Consider the following 15,531-nt stretch of genomic DNA (forward strand, 5'->3'; position numbering starts at 1 on the left):
TGAGCCATTAATCTAAGCTTTTTTTTGATGTATTTATGCGGATTTTAGGAGGCAAAATGAAGCCTTGGTCAGTGAAAGATTCTATTGAACTTTATAACGTCACTCATTGGAGTGCAGGCTTTTTCTCTATCAACGATCAAGGTCGTGTTATGGCGTTGCCAGATAGGGAAAACAGTATTGATCTAACAGAGCTTTCTAAAGCGCTAAAAGATCAAGGCATTCCTTATCCATGTTTGGTGCGTTTTCCTAACATTCTGCATTCAAGAATCGAAAAAATCACTGAATCATTTTGCCAAGCCATCGAGCATTATGATTATAAAGCGAACTATTCAATTGTTTATCCTATTAAGGTAAACCAGCAGCGACGTGTAGTAGAAGAAATTGCAGGTTGTCAGCCAGATAATCCTTCTACCGTTGGTTTGGAAGCAGGAAGTAAGCCTGAATTAATGGCTGTGCTTGCCATGCACCAGAACCCGAATGGCATCATCGTTTGCAATGGCTATAAAGATCGTGAGTTTATTCATTTGGCTTTGATGGCTGAAAAGATGGGTCATCAAGTCTTTATTGTGGTTGAGAAGCTCCATGAGCTTGATCTTATTTTAGATGAAGCCAAGAAGATTAATGTGAAACCACGAATCGGTATTCGGATTCGTTTAGCATCCACCAGTTCCACCCATTGGAGCAACAGTGGTGGGGAGAAATCTAAATTTGGCCTAACAACATCTCAATTATTGCGTGCGGTTGATCGTTTGCGCGACTTAGAAATGCTGGGTTGTCTTGAGTTGATTCATTTTCATCTTGGCTCTCAAATTACTAAAATTCGTGATATTCAAAACAGCTTAAAAGAATGCGCACGTTATTATTCAGAGTTACACCAGATGGGTGTTCCTGTGAAATGGGTCGATGTTGGTGGCGGGCTAGGTGTAGATTACGAAGGAACTCGTTCGCAGAATGCCTATTCTGCAAATTATAGTATCAGCGAATACGCTAATAACGTTGTGTTTGCATTCCATAACGTGTGTGATCAATACAATTTGCCACACCCAAATTTGATTTCAGAATCTGGACGAGCGGTGACGGCGCATCATGCAATGATGATTGCAGATGTTTTTTCTCATGGCGCAGAACTATTGCCGATTGACGCACCAGATTCAGATAGTGTGCTAGAAATACAGCGCCTTTGGGATTGTTATCAGAGTCTGAAAAATGACGAGGAAAATGATAACCGCTCTCTGGTTGAGATTTACCACGATCTTCTTGATGACTTTAAAGACAGCTTAACTCTTTATAACCATGGCCAGCTTAATCTTGAGCAGCGAGCTCAGGCTGAAAACCTGTTTGTTGTGGCTTGTCGTAATTTATTGCCAAAATTAGACAATCGTAACCGTGGTCATCGCCCTGTTATTGATGAGCTTAACGAACGCCTTGCAGAGAAGTTATTTGTGAACTTGTCTGTTTTCCAATCCATGCCAGATGCGTGGGGGATTGATCAGCTTTTTCCTGTTTTACCATTGCAAGGGCTGGATCAGGCGCCTTCGTTTAGAGGTAAAATACAAGACGTTACGTGTGATTCAGATGGTTGCTTATATCGTTATGTTGATGGGCAAGGGATCGAGTCTTCATTACCGCTTCCGCCACCGCCAGTCAATGATGATTATCTAATGGGCTTTTTCTTGGTGGGTGCTTATCAAGAGACTCTCGGAGATTTGCATAACCTTTTTGGTGATACTTGCTCGGTCGATGTTTATCTCACTGATGATGGTTTTAGAATTGACCATGTGTTGATGGGGGATAGCGTTCAAGATGTACTTAAGTATGTAAGCTATGATGAAAAAGCGCTACTGAAGTGTTATCAAGATAAAGTATCTGCAAGTGATTTGGACCTTGAAGAGCAAACGAAACTTATTGAAACCTACAATAAGGTGTTAAGAGGAACAACGTATCTATCGTAAATGATAGGCTTAAATTCGTTGTTTTAGAGGATTAGTCCGAAATAACTCCATTGTAACTCTTGCTCACTTTTGTGGGCACGAGTTAGTTATTTTTCTATTAACTAGGATGACTATGACGATTCAGTCTCAATCGAATGCACCTTGTTTTGCCGTTATACTTTCTAGCGTGGTGATGCTTGAGAATATGACCTATAGAATTATGATTGATAAGCTTCGTGACTTAGCAAAAGAGCAAGCTGGCTTTTTAGCGGCAGAGTGTTCACTAGGTGAAACCGATTTACTGATTACCTATTGGCAAGACCGCGAAACAGCCACTAGTTGGATCAACAACAATATCCTGCGAAGAACACTGTCGTTAGCCGAGCAGTTTTGGTTTGAATCTTATTCGCTACGATTAGTGGAAGTGTTAGAAAATAGATCATTCAAGCAAACTAATGCAGCGGATCAAACGTCGCGTTTCCCGAGGATTAACACCGCAAGAGGCGTGCTTAAGCTTCTCGATGAGTCAGACGCTGGTTTATTAAAGGCGTATGTATCTGAAGAAAAAAAATTCCTTGCGCCTTGGGAGCCTTTGCGAGCAGATGCTTACTATTCGCTAGAAGTTTGTACCTTGCGGATACGAGAAATGCGTCGAGATTTTATTGAGGATCGTGGCGTCGCTTTTTGTTTTTTATCGCCTGATGAAAGTCGAATGCTAGGTTATGCCAATTATTCCAATATTGTGCGCGGTGTGTTTCAGTCTTGTCACCTTGGTTATAGCTTAAGAGAAGCTGAACAGGGTAAAGGCTTGATGCATGAGTTGTTGAGTGTGGCAAATGACTATATTTCCAAAGAGTGCCATCTTAGCCGGATTCAGGCAAATTATATGCCTAGAAACGAGCGAAGTGGTGCGGTACTCAAGGCGTTAGGTTTTGTGAAAGAAGGTTATGCTAAAGACTATTTAAAGATAAATGGTCAATGGGAAGATCATGTACTAACGGCCATGTTATTAAGATGAAATCCAGTCACTAACGAATAGTGGCATTAAAGCAGAGCCTCAATATTTCTCTCATGTCTGTTGCCATAATTCATTTATAACTAGGTTATGGGTGAGCGATTAAAGAACCTATCCAGATAAACTTTAGAGCTAAGGTTGCAGGCAATAAGCATGTTTCTTTATAGTACGAACACACTATTTTTTTCAATTCTTGGTGTACGAGTAATTTACGCCAAAATGCAGTAGAAGGAACTCCTCCTTGAGTGAGCCGTTAAGTTTTGAGTCTAATGAAACGCTGTCATTAAAAGACTATACAGAGAAAGCGTACCTAAACTACTCCATGTACGTCATTTTAGATCGTGCTTTGCCACACATTGGTGATGGATTAAAGCCCGTTCAGCGACGTATTGTTTATGCAATGAGTGAGCTTGGTTTAAAAGCATCGGCTAAGTATAAAAAATCAGCGCGTACCGTGGGCGATGTATTAGGTAAATTTCATCCGCACGGAGACAGTGCTTGCTATGAAGCCATGGTGCTGATGGCGCAACCATTTTCATACCGTTATCCGTTGGTGGATGGGCAGGGCAATTGGGGTGCACCGGATGACCCGAAATCATTTGCAGCGATGCGTTATACAGAGTCTCGATTATCAAAGTATGCGGATGTTTTACTGGGCGAAGTGAGTCAGGGGACTGTTGATTGGGTGCCTAACTTTGATGGTACGTTACAGGAACCATCAGTATTGCCTTCGCGCCTACCCAATTTATTGCTTAATGGTACGACAGGCATTGCTGTTGGGATGGCAACAGATATTCCGCCTCATAATTTAAGAGAAGTGGGAGAAGCTTGTGTTCACCTTCTTAATAATCCGAAGGCGGAATTAGATGATCTGCTCGGCTTTATTCAAGGGCCAGATTTTCCAACAGGCGGTGAGATTGTTACGCCACGTAGTGATATACGCAAGCTTTATGAAACAGGTAAAGGGCAGATTAAGGCGCGTGCTCGTTACGAAGTGGAAGAAGGGGAGATCGTTGTTCATGAACTACCGCATCAGGTATCTGGTAGTAAAATTCTTGAGCAAATAGCCGCACAGATGCAGGATAAAAATCCGGCTAAAAAACTGTCGATGGTGGTTGACCTTCGAGATGAGTCTGATCATGAAAATCCTACTCGTTTGGTGATTGTTCCTAAGTCTAATCGCGTGAATATCGAATCTGTGATGACGCATCTTTTTGCGACAACGGATTTAGAAAAATCCTACCGTGTAAACATGAATGTCATAGGGTTGGATGGCTTGCCTCAGGTTAAAACGCTTAAAAACTTTTTAACGGAATGGTTACGCTTTCGCATTGATGTGGTTCGCCGCCGTTTACAGTTCCGATTAGATAAGGTGAATAGTCGGCTTCATATTTTAGAAGGCTTATTAGTTGCCTTTCTAAACATTGATGAAGTAATTCATATTATTCGTACTGAAGAAAAGCCCAAAATCGAGTTGATAGCCAAGTTTGGATTAACAGAAATTCAAGCAGAAGCTATCTTAGAGTTGAAGTTACGTCATTTGGCAAAACTTGAAGAAGTTAGAATTCTAGCAGAACAAGCGGAGTTGGAAAAAGAGCGTTTGCAGCTAGAAGCATTACTTTCTTCAGATAGTAAATTGAAAAAACTGATTACCAAAGAAATTCGTGAAGCCATTGATGCTTTCGGTGATGATCGTCGCACACCTATCGTTGAGCGCAAAGAGGCCCAAGCGTTCAATGAAGAAGATTTACTTTCAAATGACCCTATTACCGTTGTTATTTCTAAGCAAGGCTGGATCCGCGCTGGTAAAGGTCATGATTTGGATGTGGAAGGGCTTAGCTACAAATCGGGTGACAGTTTCTTGGTCAGTGCTAAAGGCCGATCTAATCAAACCCTAGTTTTATTCGCCTCTAACGGTCGTACCTACTCAATGAAGGCGCATACTTTACCTTCTGCACGAGGACAGGGCGAGCCAATTACAGGTCGTATTAGCCTTGAAAAAGATGTCTCAATTGTGGCCGCGGTCTTAAATAATGAAGATACCCATTATCTTATTGCCAGTGATGCCGGTTATGGTTTTGTTGCGCAGTTAAAAGACCTTTATGCAAAAAACAAATCTGGTAAGGCAACACTAACATTGCCTAAAGGTGCTGAGCTGATGGCGCCTGTGTTGGTAGAAAATCCACAAACAGGGCGAGTTGTAGTGGTTTCCAATGAGGGGCGTATGCTGGTGTTTGATGTGGCTTCTTTGCCTCAAATGGCGAAAGGCAAAGGGAATAAAATGTTAAGTATTCCAAGTGCTCGAGCGGCCGAGAGAGAAGAGCTACTGGTATCAATGGCGTGTGTATTACCCAATGACCTACTGATGGCTTACGCGGGCAAACGCTTTATGTCCTTTATGGAAAAAGACTTGTTAGATTATGTGGGTGAGCGTGGCCGTCGAGGTTTAAAATTGCCTAGAGGCTTCCAGAGAATTGATTCCTTTGACGTTAAAGTCGGAGAAGGCAAGCCGAATAAAGGTGAAGCGGATTTGTTACGCGATTAAAGACCCTATTGATAAATGCATGCAAGATGGTCTTATGGCCATAAGGAGATAGAGATGAAAGGCAGTAAGAAGGTTATTGATGGCTTAAATAAGCTCTTAGCGAATGAATTGGCGGCTATAGATCAGTATTTTATCCATTCACGTATGTACGATGATTGGGGCATGGATAAGCTTTATGTTCGCTTAAATCATGAAATGGAAGAAGAGACTCAGCATTCAGATTGGTTGATTAAGCGCATTCTTTTTCTGGAAGGTGTGCCATGTATGACCAACCGTCGAGATTTAATGGTAGGTTCAGATGTGCAGTCAATGATGTCTAATGACCTTACTTTAGAGCTTGAAGTGGTTACTTGTGTTCGCGAAGCCATCGCCTTGTGTGAAGCAGAAGCTGATTATCAGACGCGTGAAATGTTAGAGAAATTACTATTTGATACAGAAGAAGATCATGTTTATTGGTTAGAGCAGCAGCTTGGCCTAATGGATAAAATCGGTCAACAAAACTATATTCAGTCGCAAATGGGTAAATAAGGAAGCATTTTATGAAAGGCGATCGCAGCGTACTTGCTGGTTTAAATAAAGTGTTAGCGAATGAGCTTGTTGGTATTAATCAGTATTTTTTACATGCTCGAATGTTTAAAGATTTCGGCTTTAGTTGCTTAGACAAAGCGGATTACAAAGTCTCTATTCAGAAAATGAAAAATGCAGACCGTTTGATTGAGCGAATTTTGTTCTTAGAGGGCTTACCTAATCTTCAGGATTTAGGGCGCTTACGTATTGGAGAGCACAGCGAAGAGATGATTGCGGCGAACTTAGAGTTTGAGCTTGATACACTCAAGGTGCTGAAAGAAACCATTGATCTGTGTGAAACTAAATTGGATTTTATGAGCCGAGACGCGCTTGAAAAGATTTTAGATGAGCAAGAAGAACAAATTGATTGGCTGGAAACTCAACAGATTCTGATTAAAAATTCAGGTATCGAAAACTACCTTCAATCACAAATGTAATGACTTAGGCAGCCTGATATTGGGTTTCTGAAATTTTCAGAAGCTCATTATTCAGTATTTGTTTAGCGCATTGGCAGCATTTTCCGCACTGATTTCCCAAGTTGGTGTCTTGATACAAGGCTTTCATCGTCATGGAGCCTTCATGAATAGATTGTTTGATTTGATTGTCGGTTACTCCATTGCAAAGACATACGTACATAAATGAAAATCACTCTTATTAATGTTTTGATAATAGAATAATACTGCGAATGAAAATGATTATCAACTTTTATGGGTTTCTTTACTTATAGATAATGTCTTTGAAATAACTTATACGAGATAGCGAATAAACTAACTCGTATAAGTACACTAAAGGCTAGGCTGAGAGGCTTTTTTCCGCAATATCATTGAGGATTTTTAGAAAATCTTCAGGGGAGTGAGCGCCATGGATCATATATTTGTCATTAATGACGTAGGTGGGCGCTGAGGTGATGTCTAAACTTGTCAGTCTGGCTATTTTTTTGTCGACGATAGCCCTCGCTTTCGGGTCATAAGCGTATTGAATATCGCTTTCTTTCATCCCAATACTCAACGCTATCTCTTCAAGTTTGGTCTTTTTGCCAATGTCCTGCCCAAGGGTAAAGTGCGCATTGAACAAGGCAACAACCAGTGGCGTTGATAAATCTACTTTACTTGCCGCTAAGATAAACTGATGAGCCAGTTTGGTATTAGGTAGGCGGTCTTTTTCTGAAAAATTAAACGTAATGCCGTTTTCTATTCCTACTTGCTGTAGGGCATGAGTCGCTTCGTTTAGTCTTTCTTGGCTACCAAATCGCTTGCTCAAGTAAACTTCTCTGTCTTCGCCCTCTGGTGATATATCAGGATGAAGTTCAAAGGGTTGCCAGCGAATGTCGATCCGGTAATTATCTCCTAACTGTTCTATTGCTTGTTTTAATCTTGTATACCCTAGATAGCTCCAGGGGCAAACAACATCTGAAATAATATCGATGCGCAGGTCTGCCATGTTCTCTCCTAAACTGTGATTCTTAAAAGGTAAGTTAATTGACGCTCATTGCAATACATTGGCTGATTTCATTTAGCGATCGACCACTTTCTTCTTGCCAATGATTAAAGGCATCTTGTGTTGCTTGGTGCGCGGATTTGGTATCTTTTCCTGTTATTATGATCTCATTAAGTCGTAAATAACCCTCAACATCTTTTGTCATTAAGAAAGTGTCTTTGCCCATTATCCTAAGCGTATACGGCCCTGTATTTCCACCCAGTCGTTGACCGTGTTTTTTAAGATAAGCCCATAACCCAATAATGTTATTTGTCGGCCAATCTGCAATAAATTTTGAAAATGAACCGTTGGATTGTTGGCATTCACTGATCATTAATGCATTTTCACGAATGGTCATGGCTTTACCAAAGTTACGAATAATACGAGTGTCTTTGGCTTTTTCTTCCCACATTTCATTATGGATGAAAAGCATTTTTTCAATGTCGAAACCAAAGAATACCGTTTCGAACCCTTCCCATTTATTTCTTACAACTTGCCAATTGATGCCAGATTGAAATATTTTTTGTGAGAAGGCGGCTAACCAACGATCATCTGAATGTTGGCAAAGCTGAGCGTGATTTAATGGTTTGGTTAGTTGCTGTTCTAGGTTTTGTTTGCCACCGTGTCTTAATGCGGCGCGGTCATAAATTGTTTGAAATGGTTCGTAATACATGACGACTCCTTTTTACTATGGATAAGTTTACCATAAGGATATGAAATGAAACTGGGTAGAGATGGGTAATTGATGTGGTATTTTAGTGATGTTAGCTAATGCTTTGTCTTATAATGCGACAAAATACATTCAAACAGATCGAGAGAAGTTAAATGACACACTTAAGCGTTAACTTGAATAAAATAGGCTTACTTCGAAATTCTCGTGGAAGAAATTACCCAAACATGGTTGATATGGCCAAGCGCAGCTTAGAGCTCGGCGCTTTTGGTATTACTATCCATCCAAGACCAGACCAGCGTCATGCAACTTATCAAGATGCTTATGATCTAAAAGAACTGTTAAAAAGTTATCCTAATGCAGAATTAAATATTGAGGGCTTTCCTGACGCACAGTTTTTAGAAGTGGTGCTAGAAGTCGTGCCTCATCAATGCACTTTAGTACCAGATGATCCGAATCAACTAACCTCTGACCACGGTTGGAACATTGCTCGCGACCAAGATGCGCTGCGTCCAGTTATTGCTAAACTCAAAGAAAAAGGCATTCGAGTTGTGTTGTTTATGGATCCCGATGCAGACAATATGGCGCTCGCAAAAGAAGTGGGCGCAGATCGAGTTGAGCTTTATACAGAGGAGTACGCTAATAATTATCATAATGCGGACTTTGAATCTATTGCACAAGCTTATCAAAACACCGCGCAAGCGGCTTTGAATGTAGGGCTTGGTGTAAACGCAGGACATGATTTAGATCTCACTAATATCGAAGTGTTATGCCAGCCAGGTCGGATAACGGAAGTGTCGATTGGTCATGCATTAACGGCAGAAGCGTTAGACTTAGGTTGGGATAATGTGATTAAAGCGTATCTAGAAAAACTTTCTTAATATAATGATGCGTGAGAAACGTCCGCGTTGCCAAGTTTGTCATTTTTTACAGACTCAGTGTGTTTGCCATTTATTGCCGTCAAGTCGCTCAGTTGATCTGCGTATTATCGTATTGCAGGATCCTAAAGAGGCGAAGCACGCGAAAAACACCGTATCTTTGTTGGCGCTGGCGTTGCCTCAAATTGAATGCATTGCGATGGACGATGTGACGTTGGAAGCTCGATTACAGAGTTTAGAGTTTACGCAATGGCGCGTTGTTTATCCTAATGAACAGGCGGACTTGATAGAGCAATTAGAGAAAGAAGAAATTGCCATTATCAAAGGGATTATTTTGATAGATGCTACGTGGCGAAAGGCAAAGCGATTCTATTTGACCCAGCCATTATTGCATTCAATTAATAGCCTAATGTTTGCCTGCCCGCCAAAAGAGCAGTATGAAATTCGCAAGTCACCTAATGATAAAGCGTTATCAACGTTAGAAGCGTGCTGCTATGCCGTGGAACAATTAACAACAGATACAATGCAACCAATTAGAGATTTTATGGTCGCATCAATTGAGTGGCAATGGCGTTGTCAGCCAAAGAGTCATAAACATTCGTCAATAATCGATCGCTAACACTAAGGTAAGTTCATGGATAAACAAACTGAAATTGAAGCTGCCGTATTTCGCCGTTTCCTTAAACATTTAGATGACAACAAATCGGTGCAAAATATTGATCTTATGAATTTGGCTGATTTTTGCCGTAATTGTCTAAGTAAATGGTACATGGCAGAGGCTCAAGAAAAGGGCGTTGAGATTGATTACGATGGCGCTCGTGAGTATGTTTATGGTGAACCTTACAGTGACTGGAAGAAAAAGTATCAACCGGAGGCAACTGTTGAGCAGCTTGCTGCTTTTGCCGCAAAAGTGCCTAAGTAAGGCTTAACGTGCCAAACGGCCTTATTGCTTTTATACGATCATTAACGAGAAGCGTTTCAATTCGTAAACGGGTTGTTTGTTTGTCTTTAATATTGTGTATTATCCCTCAGCTTTGGCTTTATGCTGATATATCGGATAAGTATTTTGCGATTGCTCAAAAAGTGGGTAGACAGTACGGACCGAATGCTGAGAAACGGGTGTTAGCATGGCGAAGGTTGGTCGCTGATTCTCAGAATCTTTCCATTGTTAATAAGCTGGCAACGGTGAATAATTTTTTTAATTCATTGGACTTTGTGGATGATCTTGACCATTGGGGGAAAGAAGATTACTGGGCAACGCCGATTGAATTTTTGGCGACTAGAGGTGGTGATTGTGAAGACTTTACGATTGCCAAATATTTCACTTTGCGAGAATTGGGTGTGCCTGATGAGAAGCTTCGCCTAGTTTATGTTAAAGCACTTACTCTCAATCAGCATCACATGGTATTGGCTTATTATAACAAACCAACGTCTATTCCCGTCATTTTAGATAATTTAGACAAAGAATTGAAGCCTGCCTCACAGCGCCATGATTTATTACCCATTTATTCTTTTAATGCAAAAAACCTGTGGCTTTCAAAAGAAAAAGGGCGTGGTCAATTAGTGGGAGGTTCATCGAGATTGAGTCTCTGGACCGATTTAAATAACCGACTTGCCACGTACAATAACTAGGAGAATCCAAGTGACGCTATTTCGCCAGTTGATGATGACGATTATAGTCATTTTTTCAGTAATACTCGTTGTTGTAATGGGGATTAATTTCAATACAACCAAAGGCTATTTGATCAATCAGCTAGAGTCGACAACACAAGATTCAGCCACGTCACTTAGTATGACAGTGTCTGATTTTATGGCAGCGCAAGATTATGCGTCAGTAGACAGTGCCATTAACGCTGTTTTTGACAGTGGCTATTTTTCTGAAATTAGAATGCACGTTTACGCCACAGACAAAGATATTGTTCGTAAAAATGAAACAAAAATTGATGGTGTTCCTCAGTGGTTTATTAAGCTCATTAGTTTTGATGTTCCTCAAGCTAATGCGGTTATCTCTAATGGCTGGAATGAATTAGGGCAAGTCTACATTACTGGTAGCGCTGGTTATGGTTATAACCAGTTATGGTTAGCAAGCAGAAACTTGTTGGTGTCCTTTTTTATTATAGGCGTGGTTACAATCTTGTTCGGCAGTATCGCGCTTCGTTTCCTCTTTAGGCCATTAGGAGAAGTGGTAAAGCAAGCAGAAGCGATACAACATCGCCAATTTATTAAAATGAAAAACCTGCCAAAAACACGTGAATTAAAATTGGTTGTGCAAGCAATGAATCGACTCACAGAAAAGCTTGAAAAAGACTTTGATGCAGAGGCTGAAACGGTTCAATGGCTCCAGGCGAAAGCCTTTAAAGATCCAGTAAGTGGGTTAGGTAATCGTAATTTTTTTGAAAGTCAGGCTAAGGCTTATTTTTCCAGTAGTGATCGCACCATGGATGGCCTAGTGCTTGTTAGTTTATCTGATTTAGGAAAGCTCAATAATGAGCGTGGTTATGAAGCGGCTGATCTGTTTATTCAGGCTTCAGCTAATATCATGACGGATAAAATGAAAACAGTGGCTTCCTCTTCTTCAGTCGCTCGCTTGTCTGGTGCAGATTTTATTATTTTAATACCTAATATCGACCAAGATAGATTGAAGCATGTTGTTGAGGATATTTTGGAAGGTTTAATGGTGCTTATTCCTAATCAAATAGCCTACGCAGACGCGGTTGCGAATATTGGTGCAGTTTCATTAAATGGTAAAGTGAGTCGTTCTAATGCCATGGCTCAAGCAGATGCTGCGTTGAGAGAGGCTAAAACCGCTGGCTCAAATACTCTTCGTGTTTTTGATGCGATTACTGGTCAAGACATGGCCATTGGACGGCTTGTTTGGAAAGATATGTTGGAGTATGCGATTAAAAATCGAGCGTTTCTTTTAAGGAAGCAGAAAATTGTATGTTTTGAAGAAGCGTCCACCGTTATGCATGAAGAAGTGTTTGCGAGTCTTGATTATGAAGGTAAGCAGTATCATGCGGGGTACTTTATTGGTTTGGCTGAGCAGTTTGATCTGGGAGATCAATTAGATAAAGTCATTATTCTTCGAGTGATTGAATTTATTACGCAGCGACATAGTGATCAACAACAGACTCCTTTAGCTATTAACCTTTCTGCCTCTGCGTATTCAAAGCCTACATTTACTGATTGGTTGGATGAAACCTTGCAAGGCTTAGATCTGGCGATCCGTAAGCAACTTGTTTTTGAGGTATCAGAGCAAAGTGTGTTGGCTGTCGAAGATCAGGCGATAGTATTGTCAGAGGTATTAAAAAGACACGATGTGGCGTTTGGGATTGATAATGTAGGTAAGCAATTTACTACCTTTCATTATTTACAGCAGTTGCTTCCGGACTATGTGAAGGTAGATCCCTCCTATACGAAGCTGGCGACAGGCAAAGAGTCGGAAGCTTTTTTCATGCATATACTGTGTAAAATGTTTAATAGTTTAAATATTCAAATAATTGCAACAGGTATTGAAAGCCAGCAGCAATTGAGTCGTCTAGAGAAATTCGATATCACTGCAGGTCAAGGTTATGCTATAGATCAAGCTCAAGAGATGTAGCCCAATTAAAATGACAATGACGTGCTAAATTAAAGCGTCATTGTCATCAGAAGAGAGGGTATCATCAATGATAAGGCCATCATCACTGCCATTGTGTACGCCACGAACCCATTTTCGACTGAGCAATTTTTTCTGTGCTGCCATCGGAAGTTCAGTGAACTGAATGATGCGCTTTGCACTCAATAGATCGATCAAATCTTCTATTACACGCATCATGTCAACGTCAGAATTATCAAGAATTTCTTGAGTGTCTGTTTCAATGTTTTTGAATTTAGATTCTAACAACTCCGCAACAGTGGGGTCATTAGGGGCAACTAGCAGCTTGTATTCGCTTGATTGAGAGGTGGCAACATCAATAATTTCACCTTCTTCGTTCACTTTTGCGTAGAGCACAGTGCTTCTCCATGTTGTTTAATCTAGTATAGATTCATTGGTAGTCTTTCTATCTTACTCAATAAGCACTATTCTAGACTAGAGTTATTTGAAGTAGGTTATTAAGCCTATGTTTTTAGTACTATTTAAGGAGCTAAATGAAGTATGTCTGACTCCGCTCGTCCAGGGCAAGCCCCGACTTCAGTATCTGACGAATCACCAATCGATGATAAGGTGAAAAACGAGGAAAGTGCTGGCACAGCTAATAACCCTGAGCAGCCAGATTCCACTTCAGATAACAAAACTTCCAGTGATGAAGCTGCTTCTAGTCAGTGGAATATTTTGGGCGCAGACCTAGAGTATCCAAACCCACTTCTCGATTGTTTAGTCTTATTAAGTAAATATTTCCACAACCCTTATTCAGCGGATTCCATTGCTGCCGGTTTACCTATAACCGACAATGATATGACGCCAGCGCTTTTCAAACGTGCGGCGAAGCGCATTGGCATCAGCTCTCGGTTTATCAAGCGACCATTGCTAAAAATTCCAGATATGGTTTTACCTACGGTTTTGTTGCTTAAAGATCAGCACGCTTGTGTTTTATTAGAAGTTAACCAGCAGGAAGGCTTTGCGAAAGTGATGCGTCCTGAAGCTGGAGAAGGGGAAATTACACTTCCTCTTGATGAGCTATTAGAGTCATACAGTGGCTATTGTTTTTTTGTTAAGCCGATTTATCAATTTGATAAACGTTCAGAAAAAGAGAGTGAAAAAGCCAGTAAAAAACACTGGTTTTGGGGGACGATTACGCAATCTTGGCGCATTTATCGAGATGTGTTTATTGCCTCTTTATTGATTAATATTTTTGCTGTTGCCAGTCCGCTTTTTGTGATGAATGTCTATGATAGGGTGGTTCCTAATAATGCCTTCGACACCTTATGGGTGTTGGCTATTGGTGCTGCTGTTGTGTATTTGTTTGACTTTTTATTACGCACATTGCGCTCTTATTTTATCGATATTGCAGGGAAAAAATCAGACATTCTGATTTCTGCTGCCATCTTTTCTAAAGTAAATAACATTACCATGGCATCTCGACCTAAATCGGTGGGGGCTTTTGCAAAAAATCTTCAGGAATTTGAGAGTATTCGAGATTTTATTACATCTGCCTCAATTACTACCTTGGTTGATATTCCTTTTATGTTTTTGATTGTGGGGGTTATTTGGCTCATCGGTGGACCTGTTGGCTATATTCCTATTGTTACCATATTTCTAATTTTAGCTTACAGCATCATTATTCAAATACCGCTTCGACGTTCGATTGAGGAAAGCCAAAAAACAGCCTCTCAGAAAAATGCGGTATTAATTGAAAGCCTGTATAACGCCGAGAGTGTTAAATTAAATAATGCGGAAGGCGTTCTCCAAAAGCAGTGGGAAAATGCGGTCGGTAACATTGCAGATTGGGGGATTAAAACACGTCAATTGTCTCAGTCTTGTTCTTCTTTTGCTATGGTTGTTCAACAGCTCACAACGGTTGTTATTGTTATTGTTGGTGTTTATCAGATTTCTGAAGGCAACATGAGTATGGGCGCGTTGGTCGCATCTGTTATGTTAACGGGTCGAGCACTTGGGCCAATGGCGCAAATAGCAGGGCTTGCAACCCGTTACAACCAAGCCAAGTCTGCTTTTAGTTCGCTCAATGCAATTATGAGTTCACCGGTAGAAAACCCTGATGATGTGAAATTTGTCCATCGTGCTAAATTTGAAGGTGACTTCCAGTTTGATGAAGTAAGTTTTGCTTATCCAGAGCAAGAACAAGCAGCGATTAGTTCAATTAATATCAAGATTAAGCCTGGTGAAAAAGTAGGTATCATCGGTCGTATTGGTTCTGGAAAATCCACATTGGGTAAATTAATGACGGGGCTTTATACACCTATTGACGGTGCGGTTCGTGTCGATGGTGTCGATGTACGTCAAATCAATCCTACAGACCTGCGTCGTAATATTGGCTCCGTTTCCCAAGACGTAACGCTCTTTTACGGCTCTATTCGGGACAATATTGTGATGGGTGTTCCATATATGGAGGATGAGGCGATTATTCGCGCAGCGGAATTATCAGGTGTGTCCGAATTTGCCAATCGTAAACCTAGTGGTTTAGACAGTATTGTGGGTGAGCGAGGAATGCTCTTATCGGGTGGTCAGCGTCAAAGTATTGCAATAGCACGAGCTTTGCTCTTCAACCCACCGATTCTTATTCTAGATGAGCCTACCGCATCGATGGACAACACAACTGAGACAAGAATGAAGCGCCGTCTTATTAATGTTGTTAAAGATAAAACATTGATATTAATCACACATAAAGCGTCGATGTTAGATATGGTAGATAGAATCATTGTGATGGATAACGGTCGACTAATTGCAGATGGACCAAAAGCGCAAGTACATGAAGCGCTAAGACAAGGCAAGCTTAAGGTTAGTTAAC

The 15,531-nt window shown here is 40.7% G+C and carries 15 protein-coding genes; 11 read left to right on the top strand and 4 right to left on the bottom strand.

Annotation, left to right across the window (positions count from 1 at the left end; genetic code table 11):
• Window positions 1–56: 56 nt before the first annotated feature.
• The 5 genes from speA to bfr (E0D70_RS04070) all read left to right on the top strand — a co-directional run bounded on the left by speA (window position 57) and on the right by bfr (E0D70_RS04070) (window position 6,495).
• Window positions 57–1,952, top strand: a complete 1,896-nt coding sequence (speA, locus tag E0D70_RS04050; protein ID WP_133011002.1) for a biosynthetic arginine decarboxylase — start codon at window positions 57–59, stop codon at window positions 1,950–1,952.
• A 112-nt stretch (window positions 1,953–2,064) separates the two neighbouring features.
• Window positions 2,065–2,949, top strand: coding sequence for a GNAT family N-acetyltransferase (locus E0D70_RS04055; RefSeq protein WP_133011003.1), 885 nt, complete (start codon window positions 2,065–2,067; stop codon window positions 2,947–2,949).
• 238 nt (window positions 2,950–3,187) lie between these two features.
• Window positions 3,188–5,491, top strand: a complete 2,304-nt coding sequence (parC, locus tag E0D70_RS04060; protein WP_133011004.1) for a DNA topoisomerase IV subunit A — start codon at window positions 3,188–3,190, stop codon at window positions 5,489–5,491.
• Between the two features lie 54 nt (window positions 5,492–5,545).
• Window positions 5,546–6,019, top strand: a complete 474-nt coding sequence (bfr, locus tag E0D70_RS04065) for a bacterioferritin (RefSeq protein WP_133011005.1) — start codon at window positions 5,546–5,548, stop codon at window positions 6,017–6,019.
• An 11-nt stretch (window positions 6,020–6,030) separates the two neighbouring features.
• Window positions 6,031–6,495: a bacterioferritin gene (bfr, locus tag E0D70_RS04070; protein ID WP_133011006.1), complete on the top strand. Its 465-nt coding sequence runs from the start codon at window positions 6,031–6,033 to the stop codon at window positions 6,493–6,495.
• A gap of 4 nt (window positions 6,496–6,499) precedes the next feature.
• Here the strand turns inward: bfr (E0D70_RS04070) and E0D70_RS04075 are convergent, their stop codons facing one another.
• The 3 genes from E0D70_RS04075 to E0D70_RS04085 form a co-directional block, all read right to left on the bottom strand.
• The gene (locus E0D70_RS04075; protein ID WP_133011007.1) at window positions 6,500–6,694 is read right to left on the bottom strand and encodes a (2Fe-2S)-binding protein; all 195 of its coding nucleotides are present in this window, start codon (window positions 6,692–6,694) and stop codon (window positions 6,500–6,502) included.
• A 156-nt stretch (window positions 6,695–6,850) separates the two neighbouring features.
• Complete coding sequence (locus E0D70_RS04080) at window positions 6,851–7,498, bottom strand: DsbA family oxidoreductase (RefSeq protein WP_133011008.1); 648 nt, start codon at window positions 7,496–7,498, stop codon at window positions 6,851–6,853.
• 34 nt (window positions 7,499–7,532) lie between these two features.
• Window positions 7,533–8,207 (bottom strand): DNA-3-methyladenine glycosylase I, encoded by a 675-nt coding sequence (locus E0D70_RS04085; protein ID WP_133011009.1) that lies wholly within the window; start codon window positions 8,205–8,207, stop codon window positions 7,533–7,535.
• Window positions 8,208–8,359: 152 nt separating this feature from the next.
• On the opposite strand from E0D70_RS04085, the gene E0D70_RS04090 reads away from it, so the two are divergent.
• The 5 genes from E0D70_RS04090 to E0D70_RS04110 all read left to right on the top strand — a co-directional run bounded on the left by E0D70_RS04090 (window position 8,360) and on the right by E0D70_RS04110 (window position 12,683).
• The gene (locus tag E0D70_RS04090; RefSeq protein WP_133011010.1) at window positions 8,360–9,085 is read left to right on the top strand and encodes a pyridoxine 5'-phosphate synthase; all 726 of its coding nucleotides are present in this window, start codon (window positions 8,360–8,362) and stop codon (window positions 9,083–9,085) included.
• A 4-nt stretch (window positions 9,086–9,089) separates the two neighbouring features.
• The gene (locus tag E0D70_RS04095) at window positions 9,090–9,701 is read left to right on the top strand and encodes a DTW domain-containing protein (protein ID WP_133011011.1); all 612 of its coding nucleotides are present in this window, start codon (window positions 9,090–9,092) and stop codon (window positions 9,699–9,701) included.
• A 15-nt stretch (window positions 9,702–9,716) separates the two neighbouring features.
• The gene (locus E0D70_RS04100; RefSeq protein WP_133011012.1) at window positions 9,717–10,004 is read left to right on the top strand and encodes a DUF1244 domain-containing protein; all 288 of its coding nucleotides are present in this window, start codon (window positions 9,717–9,719) and stop codon (window positions 10,002–10,004) included.
• A gap of 80 nt (window positions 10,005–10,084) precedes the next feature.
• Window positions 10,085–10,714, top strand: a complete 630-nt coding sequence (locus E0D70_RS04105) for a transglutaminase-like cysteine peptidase (protein ID WP_133011013.1) — start codon at window positions 10,085–10,087, stop codon at window positions 10,712–10,714.
• A gap of 10 nt (window positions 10,715–10,724) precedes the next feature.
• A complete protein-coding gene (locus E0D70_RS04110) occupies window positions 10,725–12,683 on the top strand; it encodes a bifunctional diguanylate cyclase/phosphodiesterase (protein ID WP_133011014.1) in 1,959 nt (652 codons plus the stop codon).
• Between the two features lie 24 nt (window positions 12,684–12,707).
• On the opposite strand, the gene E0D70_RS04115 is transcribed toward E0D70_RS04110, so the two are convergent.
• Window positions 12,708–13,076, bottom strand: a complete 369-nt coding sequence (locus E0D70_RS04115) for a hypothetical protein (RefSeq protein ID WP_133011015.1) — start codon at window positions 13,074–13,076, stop codon at window positions 12,708–12,710.
• A 144-nt stretch (window positions 13,077–13,220) separates the two neighbouring features.
• On the opposite strand from E0D70_RS04115, the gene E0D70_RS04120 reads away from it, so the two are divergent.
• A complete protein-coding gene (locus tag E0D70_RS04120; RefSeq protein ID WP_133011016.1) occupies window positions 13,221–15,530 on the top strand; it encodes a type I secretion system permease/ATPase in 2,310 nt (769 codons plus the stop codon).
• Window position 15,531 lies beyond the last annotated feature (1 nt).

This window comes from Marinomonas flavescens (assembly GCF_004352835.1).
Classification (GTDB): Bacteria; Pseudomonadota; Gammaproteobacteria; order Pseudomonadales; family Marinomonadaceae; genus Marinomonas; species Marinomonas flavescens.